Annotated in this window: 14 protein-coding genes, 2 tRNA genes and 1 riboswitch; of the genes, 9 read left to right on the top strand and 7 right to left on the bottom strand. The window is 63.5% G+C overall.

Annotation, left to right across the window (positions count from 1 at the left end; translation table 11 throughout):
• Nucleotides 1–51: 51 nt before the first annotated feature.
• The 6 genes from ACZ92H_RS26740 to glyA form a co-directional block, all read right to left on the bottom strand.
• Nucleotides 52–3,945, bottom strand: coding sequence for a hypothetical protein (locus ACZ92H_RS26740; RefSeq protein ID WP_465051604.1), 3,894 nt, complete (start codon nt 3,943–3,945; stop codon nt 52–54).
• Nucleotides 3,942–4,577, bottom strand: a complete 636-nt coding sequence (locus tag ACZ92H_RS26735) for a pilus assembly PilX family protein (protein ID WP_465051606.1) — start codon at nt 4,575–4,577, stop codon at nt 3,942–3,944. The genes ACZ92H_RS26740 and ACZ92H_RS26735 overlap by 4 nt, the downstream gene beginning before the upstream one ends.
• A gap of 30 nt (nt 4,578–4,607) precedes the next feature.
• Complete coding sequence (locus tag ACZ92H_RS26730; protein ID WP_465051607.1) at nt 4,608–5,570, bottom strand: PilW family protein; 963 nt, start codon at nt 5,568–5,570, stop codon at nt 4,608–4,610.
• Nucleotides 5,567–6,157 (bottom strand): type IV pilus modification protein PilV, encoded by a 591-nt coding sequence (gene pilV / locus ACZ92H_RS26725; RefSeq protein WP_465051609.1) that lies wholly within the window; start codon nt 6,155–6,157, stop codon nt 5,567–5,569. The genes ACZ92H_RS26730 and pilV overlap by 4 nt, the downstream gene beginning before the upstream one ends.
• A 257-nt stretch (nt 6,158–6,414) precedes the next feature.
• Complete coding sequence (gene nrdR / locus ACZ92H_RS26720; RefSeq protein ID WP_071324704.1) at nt 6,415–6,876, bottom strand: transcriptional regulator NrdR; 462 nt, start codon at nt 6,874–6,876, stop codon at nt 6,415–6,417.
• Nucleotides 6,877–7,317: 441 nt separating this feature from the next.
• Nucleotides 7,318–8,565 carry a serine hydroxymethyltransferase gene (gene glyA, locus ACZ92H_RS26715; protein ID WP_034786580.1) on the bottom strand — a complete coding sequence of 416 codons (1,248 nt, stop codon included), beginning with the start codon at nt 8,563–8,565 and terminating at the stop codon, nt 7,318–7,320.
• A gap of 111 nt (nt 8,566–8,676) precedes the next feature.
• Nucleotides 8,677–8,800, bottom strand: a riboswitch (ZMP/ZTP riboswitch).
• 316 nt (nt 8,801–9,116) lie between these two features.
• Here glyA and ybgC point away from each other — a divergent pair.
• From ybgC to ACZ92H_RS26670, 9 genes are all read left to right on the top strand, one after another.
• Entirely contained in the window at nt 9,117–9,518 is a 402-nt protein-coding gene (ybgC, locus tag ACZ92H_RS26710) for a tol-pal system-associated acyl-CoA thioesterase (protein WP_131378981.1), read from the top strand.
• Nucleotides 9,519–9,564: 46 nt separating this feature from the next.
• Nucleotides 9,565–10,254 carry a protein TolQ gene (gene tolQ, locus ACZ92H_RS26705; protein WP_131378902.1) on the top strand — a complete coding sequence of 230 codons (690 nt, stop codon included), beginning with the start codon at nt 9,565–9,567 and terminating at the stop codon, nt 10,252–10,254.
• A 15-nt stretch (nt 10,255–10,269) separates the two neighbouring features.
• On the top strand, nt 10,270–10,710 hold the full coding sequence (locus ACZ92H_RS26700) for an ExbD/TolR family protein (protein WP_314629710.1): 441 nt from the start codon (nt 10,270–10,272) through the stop codon (nt 10,708–10,710).
• Between the two features lie 48 nt (nt 10,711–10,758).
• A complete protein-coding gene (tolA, locus tag ACZ92H_RS26695; protein WP_131378903.1) occupies nt 10,759–11,775 on the top strand; it encodes a cell envelope integrity protein TolA in 1,017 nt (338 codons plus the stop codon).
• Between the two features lie 5 nt (nt 11,776–11,780).
• The gene (gene tolB, locus ACZ92H_RS26690; RefSeq protein WP_465051678.1) at nt 11,781–13,049 is read left to right on the top strand and encodes a Tol-Pal system beta propeller repeat protein TolB; all 1,269 of its coding nucleotides are present in this window, start codon (nt 11,781–11,783) and stop codon (nt 13,047–13,049) included.
• A gap of 40 nt (nt 13,050–13,089) precedes the next feature.
• Nucleotides 13,090–13,614, top strand: coding sequence for a peptidoglycan-associated lipoprotein Pal (gene pal, locus ACZ92H_RS26685; protein ID WP_131378905.1), 525 nt, complete (start codon nt 13,090–13,092; stop codon nt 13,612–13,614).
• Nucleotides 13,615–13,745: 131 nt separating this feature from the next.
• The gene (ybgF, locus tag ACZ92H_RS26680) at nt 13,746–14,504 is read left to right on the top strand and encodes a tol-pal system protein YbgF (protein ID WP_131378906.1); all 759 of its coding nucleotides are present in this window, start codon (nt 13,746–13,748) and stop codon (nt 14,502–14,504) included.
• A 67-nt stretch (nt 14,505–14,571) separates the two neighbouring features.
• Nucleotides 14,572–14,647: transfer RNA gene (locus tag ACZ92H_RS26675), tRNA-Lys, on the top strand.
• 89 nt (nt 14,648–14,736) lie between these two features.
• Nucleotides 14,737–14,812: transfer RNA gene (locus ACZ92H_RS26670), tRNA-Lys, on the top strand.
• A 95-nt stretch (nt 14,813–14,907) separates the two neighbouring features.
• Here ACZ92H_RS26670 and ACZ92H_RS26665 read toward each other — a convergent pair.
• Entirely contained in the window at nt 14,908–15,417 is a 510-nt protein-coding gene (locus tag ACZ92H_RS26665) for a hypothetical protein (protein ID WP_465051611.1), read from the bottom strand.
• Between the last annotated feature and the right edge of the window lie 18 nt (nt 15,418–15,435).

Below are 15,435 nucleotides of genomic sequence, written 5' to 3'. Positions count from 1 at the left end.
GGCCAGCGCCCCGCGCGACTGTCTGCGCGCCTTGCGCATCGCCCGTGCCATTCACGGCTTTTTTTTCTTGGCCGCCTCGTGCAACTCTCTCCAGTTCGCCACTTCGCGCCAGCTGATGCGCCGGGCTGGCAACGGCGCACTGACGATCTTGACCGTCTTGAGCGCCCCGCTCGCCTCGTTCACCGTGCCCGGCAAGCCGGGCTGCAGCACGGCCAGTTGCTTGCGGCCCTCTGCGCGTCCCGCCGCCGTGACGGCGCCCACGCTGCTGTCCAGCTCCAGCACCAGCGGCGGCGCGCGCGCCAGGCCGTCGAGCAAGCTGCCCGTGACCGCACCCGGTTGCAGCAAGCCCGCGCCATCGGCGGCAAAGCCATTCAGCACGTCGAGCGCATACACGCGCGTGGCAGGCCGCGCACATGGATCGCGCCCCGGCAAGACGGTATTGAAGATCACCTTGCCGCCCGCCAGCACGGGGCTGTTCACGCTGCGCTCGCCCGTCAGCGCGGCATGGATGAAATCGGCATACCAGCCGCGCCGGGCGTCGCTGCCCGTATAGCGCACTTCGGCGCCGTCCACGCTCACGCCGCCCACTGCGTCGGCCAGATGGCGCGGCTCCAGGTCGGCGCGGCTGCGCGTGGGCGATTGCTCCTGCAAGTCATCGTGGACGGCATAAAACGCCTGCGACAGGAAGGCGCCGGGCCAGGCATCCGAGGCTTCCGCCAGCTTGCCCGTGCCAAACAGCAGCAGATAGCCGCCTCCCGGCGCATACGCCACCTTGACTTGCTGCGTCACGGGCTGGCGGCGTCCCTGCGCATCGCGCGCGACAAAGACCAGCTTGCGCCCTGCGCCATCCTTCCAGGGCGGGCCGCCAGCCATGTCGACACGCCAGATATTGCCCTGCAAATCGCCCGCATACAGGAAGGCCAGCGCGCCATCATCGCCCGGCACCAGGGCAGGCGGTCCCAGCGCATGAGAAACGGCCGGCGCACCAGCATCCGTGCCGGCATCATGGCCGCCATCATTGCCGCCGCCGGTCACGGGCACTTTCAAACGGAAATAATTGCTGCCCAATAGCCAAGGCGTTCCAGGGGGCTTGTCCAGCGCCAAGAGAAAGATGGCGGCGGCGGAAGCGGGGGCAGTCGTTTCCTTGCCATCGTCAGCATGGTTGTTGTAACCACTGCTGACCACGGCGAAGTCGCGGTAGGCCAGGGCGCCCTCTTTGCCGCCCATGTTGATGCGGGCAAAGCCCGGCGGCGCGCGCACGTTGCCGATCAGCTTATCGTCGCGGTCCGTAAATTCCCACAGGGCCCCGTCTTGCGCGAAGCGGGCCGGGTCGGTGATGTCGAGCGCAAACACGCCCTGCGCGCCGCCGCCCATGCCGGACGCCAGCACCGTCTTCCAGCGCCCCAGCGCCAGCACTTCCGCCGTGGCGGCGGCGCCGTCCAGCACGGGGCCGGGACTGTAGTGAGTACTCGCCGTGGCCGCCGCGGCGCCTAGCAGCGCCCGCGGCAGATACGCAAACCATTCCTTGCCCGTGCGCGCATCGAAGGCGTGCAGCAAGCCATCATTGGCGCCCAGGTACAGCATTTTGCGCCGCTGCTGCAGCAGCTTGCGGTGCACGCCATAGCCGGCGCCCGGCATGCCCAGCCCCGGCGCGCCCACATGCACGAGATTGCCATGCGGCGCCGCACCCAGACTGCCGGTGCGGCGCCGCAAGTCGCCGCCTGGCTGGCCCACTTCACGGCTGCGATTTCCCAGCAAATAATCCAGGCGCCGCTCGCCCTGGCCGTCGTTGCCGCCGTCGAACAGGGCGCGCTGCGCTGCATCCAGATGCTGCCACGCCAGCGGCGTCAATGCCCCCTGGCCATCGAGCGTGTACACGGGGCGCAAGGCTGCGGGCGCATCGCCCGGCCCCGCCTCTTGCAGCTCCCCCGCCCGCCACAGAGTCTTGCCCGCCATCGGGCCGCCATCACCGCCGAGCGCGAATGCGCTGCGCGACACGCGCATGCCGCCGTCCGCCAGGCGCAGCTGCGTCTGAAACCAGTACGCTTCTTCCGTGCCGCTGGCCAACGCCATCAGCGCGGGGCCTGGCAGTGCCGCCGTTCCTGCGCCCTGGTCCGCCGCCACGAACGCGGCGCGCAGGCCGGCGATCAGGGCGGCTGGATCGCTGCCGGGCAAATAGTGGCTGGGCCAGCGTCCGCCACGCCACTCCACATACGCGTCGCCCGTGCCGCTCTTGTGGGGGTTGGCGTCGCCATTCGCATCGGCAAAGCCGCCATACTTGGCCGCCAGCAGCAAGGGCGTGGAGACGGGCCCGGCAGCAGGATCAACCGTGCGCAAGTCGCCCGCGTAATGCGTCAGTGCCGCTTCCGACGTTGCCGCGCCAGTACTGCCGGCCTTGCCGCCAGGACGCAGCGCCTTGACATGCGACCAGTACGCCAGCCCTGCCGCATGGTAGCTGGCGCCGCCCGCCCCATCGGCCAGCCACTCCAGCCCCGCCAGTTCAGGCTGCGGCGCGGGATTGCCCTGGCCACCGTCACTTTCCAGCTGCCCCACCGCGCGCGTCCAGGCCATCGCATCGAGCGCCGGGGAAGAAAAAGCGTCAACGGCGCGCGCACTGTCATTGCTCCCGGCGGAGTTCGGATGTGCGGGGATATTTCCCGGCACGTAACGGTCGCCCGCCATGCCCGCGTCGCCCAAGGTGACGACCACGTGGCGCTGGCAGCTGGCCACTTGCGGGTCTACCCACGGGTGCACGACCGGCAAGCCGTCATCGATGACGGGAGGCGCCGTGGCCGCGGACATTGCGGCGCTGGCTTGCCGGCCCTGCAGGTAGCGCAAGGATTCATACAACAGTTCGGCCACCGGCGCCGCCCCCGCATAGGCGCCGGGAGGCTCGGCATTGCCGCGCCCCAGGCCGTTGATGTAAGCGATCACCCCGCCGCCATGCGCCGCATGGATGCCATTTGCGGGATTCCACTCGGCATCAGCATTGTCTTGCGGCAGGAAATCGGGCGCCGTCCAGCGCTGCCGTCCTGCATGCGCCAGTGGCGCGCGCAGCACGCCGCCATATACGGCACCGGCGCCAGATGACGGGGCGTTCAGGCGGCCAAACACGCCCACGCGCACCCTGCCGCCATGACGCTGGATGACGCCCACCGGCTTGTAATTCTTGCCGTACGCCAGGCACAAGTCGGCGCGCAACGGCCCTTCCTCCGTGTCGCAGACGCGCACGCGGGCCAGGAATACGCCGTGCTTGCCGGCGGCAGCGGGAGCGTCGCAACTGCCCTCCAAGGGCAAGGCAGCATTGCCAAACAGCAGGCGGTTGCGGCAGGAAACGATGGCCAGCTGCGCCACGCTGAAGGGTGTCGCGGCCGCCACGCCTTCGTGCAGGACCTTGCGCGGGAAGTACATGGGATGGGCAAAGAAATCCGGGCCGGCGCCGCCGTCGGGCAGATACGCGCGCTGCAACACGGTCTTGTGCACGTCGTCGATGACGCGGTCTCCCCCCGTCAGGGCATAGCGGACGATGTCGAGCATGCTGGCGCTGGCCCAGTTCAAAAAATTGCCGCTGAAACTGTCACCGCCACAACCATGCAGCGCATCGGCCCGTTTCGACACGGAGAAGTAAGCGGTCGCTACGCGCAAGTCCGGCAGCATGGCGCCATCCTTGCTGCGATACGGGTAGCCATAGCACATGCCAGCGTGAAAATAGCCGGCGTACTCGCGCTGCGGCGCATACTCGCCGCCATGGGCCGCGGCGGCGGCCGCATGCGTGAGCGACAGATTGAGCAGCAAATTCGGCGGCACTCGCGCGCCCTGCAAGCCCACATCGGCGCGCGCCAGGTCCACCGTGGGCGCGGCGGCAGTGGCGGCGCCGCTGCACAGGACCGCCAGCAGCAGCCATGCGCGGCCAAGCCGCTGCCGGACGATGCACGGCGCCATCACGGCCCCGCCCCTGCCGCCTGCTTGCGGTAATAGCTTTGCAGCACCACTTGCGTACTTTCCTGCGCGCCAAATCCGATGGCCGTGATGCGGTACACATAGTTTTCCGTTGCAAGGCTGCCAAGCGCCGCCCCCGCCTCTGCGCCGGGCGGGTGAAACGGCAGCAGTTCGATGATGTAGCGGGGCGGGCGCGCCGGCAGAAAGCCCTGGCCCGTCTGCATGAGCGCGCCCGTCAACTGGCCGTACGGCACCGAGCGGCTGACGCCGGCTCCGCTGGCCGCGTCTGCAGCATCGAGATCCATGCTCAGCCATAACGCCGGCGTGCCCGGGGCCGCAGGCAGGCACAGACCCAGTTCGCCACTGGCGCCATCGCCGCAACCGGCCGTGAAGCCGGCCGCGCTGCCGGGCGCGAACAGGCTGCTGCGCCCAGGCGCGCCGGGCAGGCCCTCGATATCGTTTTGCGCATCCGTCAATGCTTCCTCCGCCGCCTGGAACGCGACATGCCGGTCACGCTCGCCACGTGCCGCCTTTTCTCCCTGCAAGGCCATCTGCGCGGCCGACACGCCCAGCAGCAAGATGACGATCAGCAAGCACAGCACGTACACGAGGGTGGCGCCCTTCGTGAACACCGGCATGCCGCCACCGCTGGCCCCGGGCCCCATCGGCTATCCCGCCCCGTTGCGCAGCAGGATGCTGGTCTGGATCAGCTGCCGCCGCCGTCCCTGCTGCGATGCAGGAAAAGCCGTGCGCGCAAGATGCACGCCCGGATCGCTGGCGCCGGACGCTTCCGCATAGTCCTTGCCGAACAAGTCGAACTGCGCCGGCCCCATGTCGTCGAGCTTGTCCGCCGCGCCGGTCTCGCCATGCAGCAACAGGGCCACGCGCACGCCGGCGATGCGCTTCCAGTGCGTGCGGCGGTGGAAGTCGCGCTGGCGCTCCGCCGCCGTTTCGCCCGCCAGCAGCAGCGCCGCGTCAGCCGCATCGAGCACGCTGGCATTCACATACTGGTTGGCCACGCCATCGGGCGGGGTATCCGTGTCAAGGCCGTACAGCACCTGGAACGTATCGACGCCGCGGATGATGGCGTCCGCGCCCCAGCCGTTGGCGCCACGGTATTTGCAGCGTAATTCCCCGTCGCCATCGGCACCCTGCGCTACATAGAAAATACTCCAGCCCCGCTGCGCCTCCGAGTGCGCGGCGCCCACGCCGAAGCCGGCGCAATTGAGGACGGAGCCGTCGCCGCCCGCCTCATCGCCGGCGCCGTCGTAGCGCAAGGCCAGCACGTCGCTGCCGTGCATGGCATCGGGCAATGGCTGGCTGATGCCCTCGCTGTTCTTGCCCAGGCCGTGCGCGTCGAGGCCGGCGATATTCGCGCTGTCATAGTCGGCTTGAAACAGCGGCGCAGCGCTGCTGTCCCAGTTCACGTACGCCGTCTGGCGCACGGCCCGCGCGATGGTGTCGAGCGCATAGCGGCCGTTGTCGTCCAGGCGCGCGCCGGCGGACTGGCCGGCATAGCTGCCGCTGGCCGCCAGCAATACGGCGCTGGCAGCGAGCATGAGCATGGCGCCCAGGGACAAGGCCACCAGCAGTTCGACCAGACTCATGCCACGACGCCGTGCGGTGCTCACGCACCACCTCCGCCCAGCTGCAAGACCACCCTGGGCAGCGATTCGCCCGCCCCATTCACGGCCGGCTGGCCATCGGGCTGGCGGCCGCGCCAGCCGAGCTTGATGACGATGGGCGCGCCCTTGCTGCCGCTGCAGCTCCAGTGCAGACCTTGCGCCGCGCCATCCCACGCCTGCGCGTCACGGCAGACCTGCACGCGGGCGCCAGGCAAGGCGGCATGCAGCTGCTGTTTCCATTCGGCGATATCGAATTGCGCCAGCTGCGCAGCACTGCAGGCGGCGGCGCCGAAGCAGGCCGGCGCGCCGCCAGGCGCGGCGCCATCCGGCGATGCGGCATACGAGAGTCCCAGGTAAGGGTTGCCCGCATCGGGGCCGTACATGAGCGTAGCGTTGGCGCGCATGCGCTCGGCCATGCCGGCGGCCAGCTGCGCGCCCGCCGACAACAGCGCCGATTCGTGGCGCGCGCGCAGGGAGGTCAGTTGCAGGATGCTGGCGCCCAGCAGGCCCAGCGCCAACAGCAGCAGCGACACCAGTACCTCGACCAGGCTGCTGCCACCGGACAAATGATGAGCGCGACCACCATTGCGCATGAGAAGCTCCCTTCCGCAGAAAGAGTCGCAGGAACAGGCGGCCCAGCTACAAGATAGGCGCGCGCACCGCCCCCGCTCTGCGCTAGCGCAAACAGCACGGCGATATGGGGAAAAAAACGGCGCGGTAATTGATCAGTCGGCTTGCCAGGCCAACGCCGGCGTGGTGAAGACAGCAACGAGCAACAGACAACAGGAACAGCGCGTGCGGGCCGAACGAACAAACGGGACGAACGATCCACCCCGCCATTGCAACGGCATCAGGGCTTGCGCGCCTGTCCCACTTCGGCAATCGCATCCTGGAATTCGGCCAGGTCCTCGAAATTCTTGTACACGGATGCAAAGCGGATATACGCGATCTTGTCGAGGCGCTTGAGTTCCTGCATGACGAGTTCGCCGATATAGCCGGAATCGACTTCGCGCAAGCCGCTCGTCAGCAGTTTTTCCTGGATGGAAGCGATAGCCGTATCCACGGAGGCGGCCGCGACGGGGCGCTTGCGCAAGGCCAGCATCAAACTGCCGCGCAACTTATCCGCAGCGAACTCCGTCCGGCTGCCATTCTTTTTGACGACGGCCGGCATGATAAGTTCAATGCGCTCGTAGGTGGTGAAACGCTTGTCGCATTTGCTGCAGCGGCGCCGGCGCCGGATGGCATCCCCTTCCTCCGATACGCGCGTATCGAGAACCTGGGTGTCGCCGTGCTGGCAGAATGGACATTTCATGGGCTGGATAGAACTTTATAGTAATGATTACGGAAATCGCCGCCTTGGAACAGCTGTCAACGCCTGCTGCGCGTCGGCACACGCGGCCTGCGATGCTCACCGGCTCGGCGTCCGTACCTTCGCACGCTGGCGCTTCCTGGCCACCTTCCCTTCCGCTGGCGAGGGTCTTGGTCGGGTGTTGTTAAATAAAAAGCGCCTGGATCACTCCGGGCGCCCTTGGGCACGACTGGAATGTGTCATACAGAATCTTACTCCGTATGACACATTCTGGACAAATAATTAGAGACTATTCCGGTAAGGAGCGTCTGCAGCAGATTACTCATCGGTCGCGCGGACAAGGCGCGAGGAGGACGCATGGCGGGCCATGCTACGACGAGCAACGCAGTACCCGCTTCCGAGGGGCTGTCTGCTGCGGATGTATTCCTTTACCGGAACAGGCTCTTAAGCAGCGTACACAGGGTGCGCGTCGGCCAGCACTTTCACGGCCGCCTTGACGCGCTCGATGGTGGCGGCATCATGCGGGTTATCCAGCACGTCGGCGATCAGGTTGCCCACTTCTTCCGCTTGGGCTTCCTTGAAACCGCGCGTCGTCATCGCCGGGCTGCCCAGGCGGATGCCCGAGGTGACGAACGGTTTTTGCGGGTCGTTCGGGATGCCGTTCTTGTTGCAGGTGATATGCGCGGAACCGAGGATGGCTTCGGCTTCCTTGCCCGTCAGGTTCTTGGCGCGCAGGTCGACCAGCATGACGTGCGATTCGGTGCCGCCGGAAACGATGCGCAGGCCGCGCTTGATCAGCGTTTTTGCCAGCACGTCGGCGTTCTTGATCACTTGCTTCTGGTATTCGACGAACTCCGGGCTCAGCGCTTCCTTGAAGGCGACGGCCTTGCCGGCGATCACGTGCATCAGCGGGCCGCCCTGGATGCCAGGGAAGATGGCCGAATTGATGGCTTTTTCGTGTTCGGCCTTCATCAGGATGATGCCGCCGCGCGGGCCGCGCAGCGATTTGTGCGTGGTGGAGGTGACGAAGTCGGCGAATGGCACGGGATTCGGGTACAGGCCGGCGGCGATCAGGCCGGCGTAATGGGCCATGTCAACCATGAAGTAGGCGCCCACTTCCTTGGCGATCTTGCTGAAACGCTCGAAGTCGATCTTTTTCGAGAACGCGGAGGCGCCGGCGATGATCAGTTTTGGCTTGCGCTCGCGGGCCAGGCGTTCCATGGCTTCGTAGTCGATGTCTTCTTCGGCCGTCAAGCCGTACGACACGACGTCAAACCACTTGCCGGACATGTTCAGCGGCATGCCATGGGTCAGGTGGCCGCCTTCGGCCAGCGACATACCCATGATCAGGTCGCCTGGTTTCAACATGGCGAAAAAGACGCCCTGGTTGGCCTGCGAGCCGGAGTTCGGCTGCACGTTGGCGCACTCGGCGCCGAACAGCTGTTTTACACGGTCGATGGCCAATTGCTCGGCGACGTCCACGTATTCGCAGCCACCGTAGTAGCGCTTGCCTGGATAGCCTTCCGCATATTTATTCGTCAGCTGCGAGCCTTGCGCTTCCATTACGGCTGGCGACGTGTAGTTCTCCGAGGCGATCAGTTCGATATGGTCGTGCTGGCGCGTATTTTCTTTTTGAATGACGGCGAACAGTTCTGGATCGACGTTGGCGAGGTTGTGATCTTTTGCAAACATGTAAAAACTCCAAGTATGAGGGTGCTTGTACTGGCAGGTTGGATCGAATGAGGGGAGCCGGCGTTAAGTGAATAACAACATTTGACAGGCAGCCTCTTCGTGCATTTCCATAGTGGCTACCCAGGCGAACGGCTGATGAAAAATCTCACGTTTCCCGGTGGGTGCCCACCTTTCGCCGGTTTGCCGATCGCCTTCCAGGCAGATCGCCGACTTTTCGCCAGTCACGTGAGACGTAATGGAAATCAAATTGTAAGTTAAGTGCCCAAATTGAGCAAGGAATGCAGCTGTGCGGCTATAATCGCCGCGCGCCGCCAACGCCCGGGCGCGCCACGGGCCATGCCCGGGGCAGATGCGCCAGTTCTTAAGCTGAACTTAAACCTAGCCAGGGCGTGTAAGCGTATGTTACGAAGCTTGCCAATGCGCACCCCGGATCTACAATGCTGCGGTGCAACTTGCATGCTGCTTTTACATGGCTTTCCAGCAAGCGCCCACAGTCACAACAAGAAAAATCGCGTAAAATGTTGCTCAATCTCACTACTGGCGCAATAAACATGCCTTCAGTCTTTACCTGGAACGTACGTGTCTACTATGAAGACACCGACGCCGGCGGCATCGTCTATTACGCGAACTACCTGAAATTCTTCGAGCGCGCGCGCACCGAATGGCTGCGCGCCATCGATGTGGGCCAGCAGGAATTGCTGCAACAGCACGACGCATTGTTCGTTGTCAAAAGCGTCAACGCCGACTATCATGCGCCAGCCAGGCTCGATGACACGTTAAGATTAACCCTGAGCATAGAAAAAATGGGGCGCGCCTCCATCGTTTTCCTGCAACAAGCCTGGTGCGGTGACAGCCTGCTCAACACGGCCCGCGTCAAGATCGGCTGCGTCGATTCGGCACTGCGCCCGCGCGCCGTGCCTGATGCAGTCGCGGCCCGCATGCGCGCCGCCTGAGCCCCACCCGCCACCCCGGACAATTCACCCAACAGACTGCCTGCCAATGAACGTTACACAAGATCTTTCTTTCCTCGCGCTCATCTCCAATGCCCACCTGATCGTGCAATTGATCATGGCCCTGTTGTTGCTGATTTCCCTGACCAGCTGGACCTATATCTTCCGCAAGATGTTTGCCGTGCGCCAGGCGCGCAAGCAGACCATCGAATTTGAACGCAGTTTCTGGGCCGGCGGCAACCTGCATGCGCTGCACCAGAGCGCCAGCGGCAACCGCGACCAGAGCGGCGCGCTGGCCCGCATCTTCGATGCCGGCATGGGCGAATTCATCAAGGGCAAGGCGTCCTACGGTTCGCGCGAAGCGCTGGACGTCGGCGCCGTGCTCGACGGCGCCCGCCGCGCCATGCGCGCCGCCTTCCAGCGCGAAATGGATGCGCTCGAATCGCACCTGGCCTTCCTCGCTTCCGTCGGCTCCGTCTCGCCATACATCGGCTTGCTGGGTACCGTGTGGGGCATCATGAACGCGTTCCGCGGCCTGGCCAACGTGCAGCAAGCCACCCTGGCCGCCGTCGCGCCCGGCATTGCGGAAGCACTGATCGCCACCGCCATCGGCCTGTTCGCGGCGATTCCCGCCGTCGTCGCCTACAACCGTTTTTCGCACGACATCGACCGCCTGGCGATCCGCTTCGAAAGCTTCGTCGAGGAATTCTCGAACATCTTGCAGCGCCAGTCGCGCTAAGAGGGAGCACTGCCCATGGGTTCCTCATTCAATAGTGGCGGCATGCGCGGTGGCCGTGGCCGCAAGTTCAAGTCGGAAATCAACGTCGTGCCGTACATCGACGTGATGCTGGTGCTGCTGATCATTTTCATGGTGATGCCGTCGTCAAACAACCCCAGCGTGGTGAACCTGCCCAATGCGGAAAAGACGGCGAAACCGCCCGATGACTATATTCAGATCGTCCTGAAGCCGAATGGTTCGCTGTCGATCGGCCTGATCGGCAAGGACCAGCTGGCGCCGGAAACGGAACCGAACCGCGACGCCCTGCTGCGCAAGCTGCGCGGCTTGCACGACACCAATCCGGAATACCCCGTGATGATCGCGGGCGACAAGGACAGCAAGTACGACGACGTGATCCAGCTGATTTCGGAAGCGAAGAAGATGGGCATCACCCGCGTTGGCCTGGCCACCAAGTAAGCGCAGCACCCCGACTCCAGACTTGACCGTTTTTAGATAGACTAGACTTTGCAGACCAAACAAATCGACCATGTACTCGGCAAGCCCTACAGCGTGCCGCGCGAACGCAGCCGCTGGCCCGCGCTGGGCCTGGCGCTGGCGATGCACCTTGGCCTGCTGTTTTTCCTGTGGGTAGGCGTACACTGGCAAAGCACGGAACCGGTCGCCGTGGAAGCGGAAGTGTGGGACATGCAGGTGCAGACGGCCGCGCCGGCGCCCGAAGTGACTACCGAGCCGGAACCGACACCGGCGCCGCCGCCGGAGCCGGAAGTGGAGCAGCCCGCCCCGCCGCCACCGCCGCCCGTGGCGGCGCCCGAGCCGAAAGTGGACCTGCGCGAAGCGGAAATCGCGCTCGAACGCAAGAAGGCCAAGCTGAAGGAAGAAAAAGACAAGGCCGCGGCGGAAGAGCGCCGCAAGCAGGAGCAGAAGGAACGCGAGGAAGAAAAGCGCGAACTGGAAAAACAGAAGCAGAAAGAGAAGGACAAGGCCGAGAAGCTGGAAAAAGAAAAGGCTGACAAGCTGGAAAAAGCCAAGCTGGCGAAAGAGAAGGAAAAAGCGGAAGAAAAAGCCGAGAAGGAACTGGCGGATAAAAAAGCCGCGGCGGAAAAAGCCGCCAAGGCAAAGAAAGCGGCAGAAGAGAAAAAAGCCGCCGACAAGGCACGCGCCGCTGAAATGAGCCGCATCACGGGCGCGGTCGGCACGGGTACGACGGGCACGGCCGCGAAAGCGACGGCGCCACGCAAGGACAGCGGCTATGTCGCTGCCCTGACGAGCAAGATCAAGGGCAACCTCGCGTATAGCGGCAGCACGGACGTGCCGGGCAACCCGCGCGCCGTGTTCAAGATCGAGCAATTGCCAACTGGGGAAATTATTTCGGTCCGAAAGATAAAAAGTAGCGGACTGCCGGCGTATGACAGCGCGGTGGAAAACGCCATTAATAAATCGTCGCCACTGCCGAAGAAAAAAGACGGCACCGTGGAACGCGAGATTGAACTCATATTCGAGATGAAGGATTTGCCTAAATGATGACCATGAAAAAAATGAGCTATGTCGTGCTCTGCGCCGGCCTGATGCTGGGCGCGACGGGTGCCCAGGCGCAGCTGCGCGTGGAGATTACCGGTATCGGCAGCAACCAGATTCCTGTCGCCATCGCCAATTTCGTCAATGAATCGGCGGCGCCGCAACCGCTGTCGTCCATCATCAAGGCCGACCTGACGCGCAGCGGCGTGTTCAAGCTGATCGATGCCGACACGGCCATCGCCGAAACGGCGCCCGTCAGCTACGACCAGTGGAAGTCGCGCGGCGCCGACGCGCTGGCGGCCGGTAGCGTGCAGACCATGGCCGATGGCCGCCTGGACGTGCGCTACAAGCTGTTCGACACCATCAAGGGCACGCAGCTGTCGAGCATGAACAATGCGGCCGCCCCGCAGTTCAACCGCTTGCTGGCGCATAAGATCGCCGACGATATCTATGAAAAGCTGACGGGCACCAAGGGCGCGTTTTCCACGCGCATCGCCTACGTCACGCAATCGGGCCGCGAATACCGCCTGGAAGTGGCCGACGCCGATGGCGAAGGCATCCAGGTGGCCTTGCGCTCGCACGAGCCGATCATTTCGCCCGCCTGGTCGCCGGACGGCACCAAGGTGGCGTATGTCTCGTTTGAAAAACGCAAGCCCATCGTCTACGTGCAAAACCTGGTGACGCGCCAGCGCACCATCGTGTCGAACGAAAAAGGCAGCAACTCGGCCCCCAGCTGGAGCCCGGACGGCACGCGCCTGGCCGTGGCCCTGTCGCGCGACGGCCATACCCAGGTCTACATCATGAACGCCGATGGCGGTGGCTTGCGCCGCCTGACCACCAGCAGCGGCATCGATACGGAACCACAATTCTCGGCCGATGGCCAAAGCATTTACTTCACCAGTGATCGCAGCGGCGGACCACAAATCTACCGCATGCCCGTCAATGGCGGCGAAGCCAAGCGCGTGACGTTTGGCGGCTCATACAATACCAGCCCGCGGGTCTCTCCCGACGGCAAGACACTCGCTTATATTTCCCGTCGCGACGGCAATTTCCAGCTCTACGCGCTTGACCTGGCTAGTGGCCAGGACTTGCGCCTGTCGGACACCGCCAACGACGAATCACCGAGCTTTTCGCCCAACGGGAAATATATCATGTACGCGACCGAATCCGGACGACGCAAGTCGTTGGCGGTGGTTTCGGTGGATGGCCGCGTCAAGCAGCGTCTGACCACGCAAGCTGGCAATATCAAGGAGCCCACCTGGGGTCCTTTCATGAAGTAATGCAGTACGTTTTACCTTAACCACGACCCGGAGAATAAAAATGAGTAACTTTAAAAGTTTAGCTTTCATCGCAGCTACTGCAGCCCTGTTGTCGGCTTGCAGCACCCCTGTCAAACTGGCAGAAACCCCAGTCGTCGAGCGCGCTCCTGAAAAAACCGCGCCGCCAGCACCGGACACGCGCGAAGTCAACACCGTTGTCGCTGAAGTGGTCGATCCGCTGAACGATCCAAAAGGCGTGCTGGCCAACCGCAGCGTGTACTTCGATTTCGACAAATATGTCGTGCGTGAATCGGAAACGCCAGTGGTGCAAAACCACGCCGCTTACCTGGTGAAAACCCCAGCGCGCAAAGTCATCATCCAAGGCAACACCGATGATCGCGGCGGCGCCGAGTACAACCTGGCCCTGGGTCAAAAACGTGCTGAAGCAGTGCGTAAGTCGATGGCCGCCTTGGGTGTGTCCGACAACCAGATGGAAGCTGTGTCCTTCGGCAAAGAAAAGCCTAAGGCTCAAGGCAACAACGAAGCAGCATGGGCAGAAAACCGCCGCGCTGACATCGTTTATTGATGTACAGCGGTAGGCGCAGCAAGATAGGCGCTTACCTAACTGGCCAGTCATAGGCATAATAATGGGGCGCTGCGCGGATTACCGCCCGGCGCCCCGTTTGCATGTATGCGTAACTTTTGAAAGCCCGACCCATGATGACATTCTCGAAAGCCGGCGTCGCCGCCGCCCTGCTGGCCGCCTTTGCCGCCCTGCCCCTGCACGCCAACGCAGCCCTGTTCGACGACGACGAAGCACGCAAGGCCATCCTGGAGCTGCGCTCGAAAGTCGACGCACTGGCACGCGACATGAACAGCCGCATCGACACCAAGGCGGACAAGACGAGCACCCTCGCCATGCTCAACCAGCATGACCAGACCATGCAGGAGATCGCCCGCCTGCGGGGCCAGATCGAAGTGCTGGGCAATGACCTGGCAAATGCGCAAAAGCGCCAGAAAGATTTCTACACCGACCTCGACGCGCGCCTGCGCAAGCTCGAACCGCGCCAGGTCACCATCGACGGCCAGGAAGCGGCCGTCGGCGTGTCCGAGCAAAGTTCATACGAGGCGGCGCTGGCCCTGTTCAAGTCGGGCGACTACAAGGGCGCCGCCACGGCGCTGGACGCCTTCGTCAAGCGCTACCCCGACTCGGCCTACGCGGCCAACGCGCAATACTGGCTGGGCAACGCGTATTACGCCCAGCGCGACTGCAAGAGCGCCATCAGCGCCCAGCAAGCCGTCGTGAAGAACTACCCGGACAGCCCGAAAGCAGCCGATGCCATGCTCAACATCGCCAGCTGCTATACGGAGATGAAGGACAAGGCCAACACCACCAAGACCCTGAACGCGCTGATTTCGCGCTATCCGGACTCCAGCGCCGCGCAGACGGCCAAGGAACGGGCCGGCAAAAAGTAAAAGCGGGGAAAAAGTTGCCCGTTAGGTTTGACAGAATCCCGGGCACCCCCTATAATCTTTCTTCTTCGGGTCGTTAGCTCAGCTGGTAGAGCAGCGGACTTTTAATCCGTTGGTCGCAGGTTCGAATCCCGCACGGCCTACCACGAATACGCAGTACTGATCTGCTTGCGAGTTGTTATAGCAAGCATTTTTTTACGGCATAGTGTTACCGAAGTTGTTGTAAAAAGTTTTTGGGTCGTTAGCTCAGCTGGTAGAGCAGCGGACTTTTAATCCGTTGGTCGCAGGTTCGAATCCCGCACGGCCTACCAAATACTATGAAGAAGCCAACCGTTCGCGGTTGGCTTTTTTGTTTTGTGCCCTGCCCGCACAGGCTGGCGGGGCGCGCCCGCCATCGGCCCGGGGCCTACTTCTCGAATACACCCAGTTTGGCGCCATGCTTTTCCACCTTGGCACCCACCACGGCCTTGCTCTCGTCCTCTTCCACCCATACGGAAGCGTCATCCCCCAGCACACCCCGTACCGTATAGCTCTTGTTGGCTTCAGGAGTGAATTCCACGACACCCTTGACCTGATATACCGTGCCCGTCAGCGCAAGGATGGGCGCAGCATATTCCGTCCGCCCCGTCACGCTGAGCTTGATCGGACGGGCCGGCACCTGGCGGTCCACCATGGCGGCCGCCATCTGCATGCCGCGCCCCTGGTTGGCACTCAGGGTATTCATGCGGCTGTTGCGGATATTGGCGCCATCGACCTGCTCCACATAATAAAAGTCAGCCTTGCTGCTGCTGAGGGTATTGACGGAATCCTTGATGGTAGCTGTCGGCCCCGTGTAGTCGGCGGGGGTGGCCGACTGGTAATTGGCACAGCCGGACAATGCCACGGCCAGCCCCACGCCCATGAATAATTTTGTCATATTGGATGATTGAACGTA

The sequence above is a fragment of the Janthinobacterium foliorum genome, assembly GCF_978021625.1.
The sequence above is the reverse complement of the archived record's forward strand: the minus strand, read 5'-3'. Positions and strand labels throughout refer to the sequence as shown.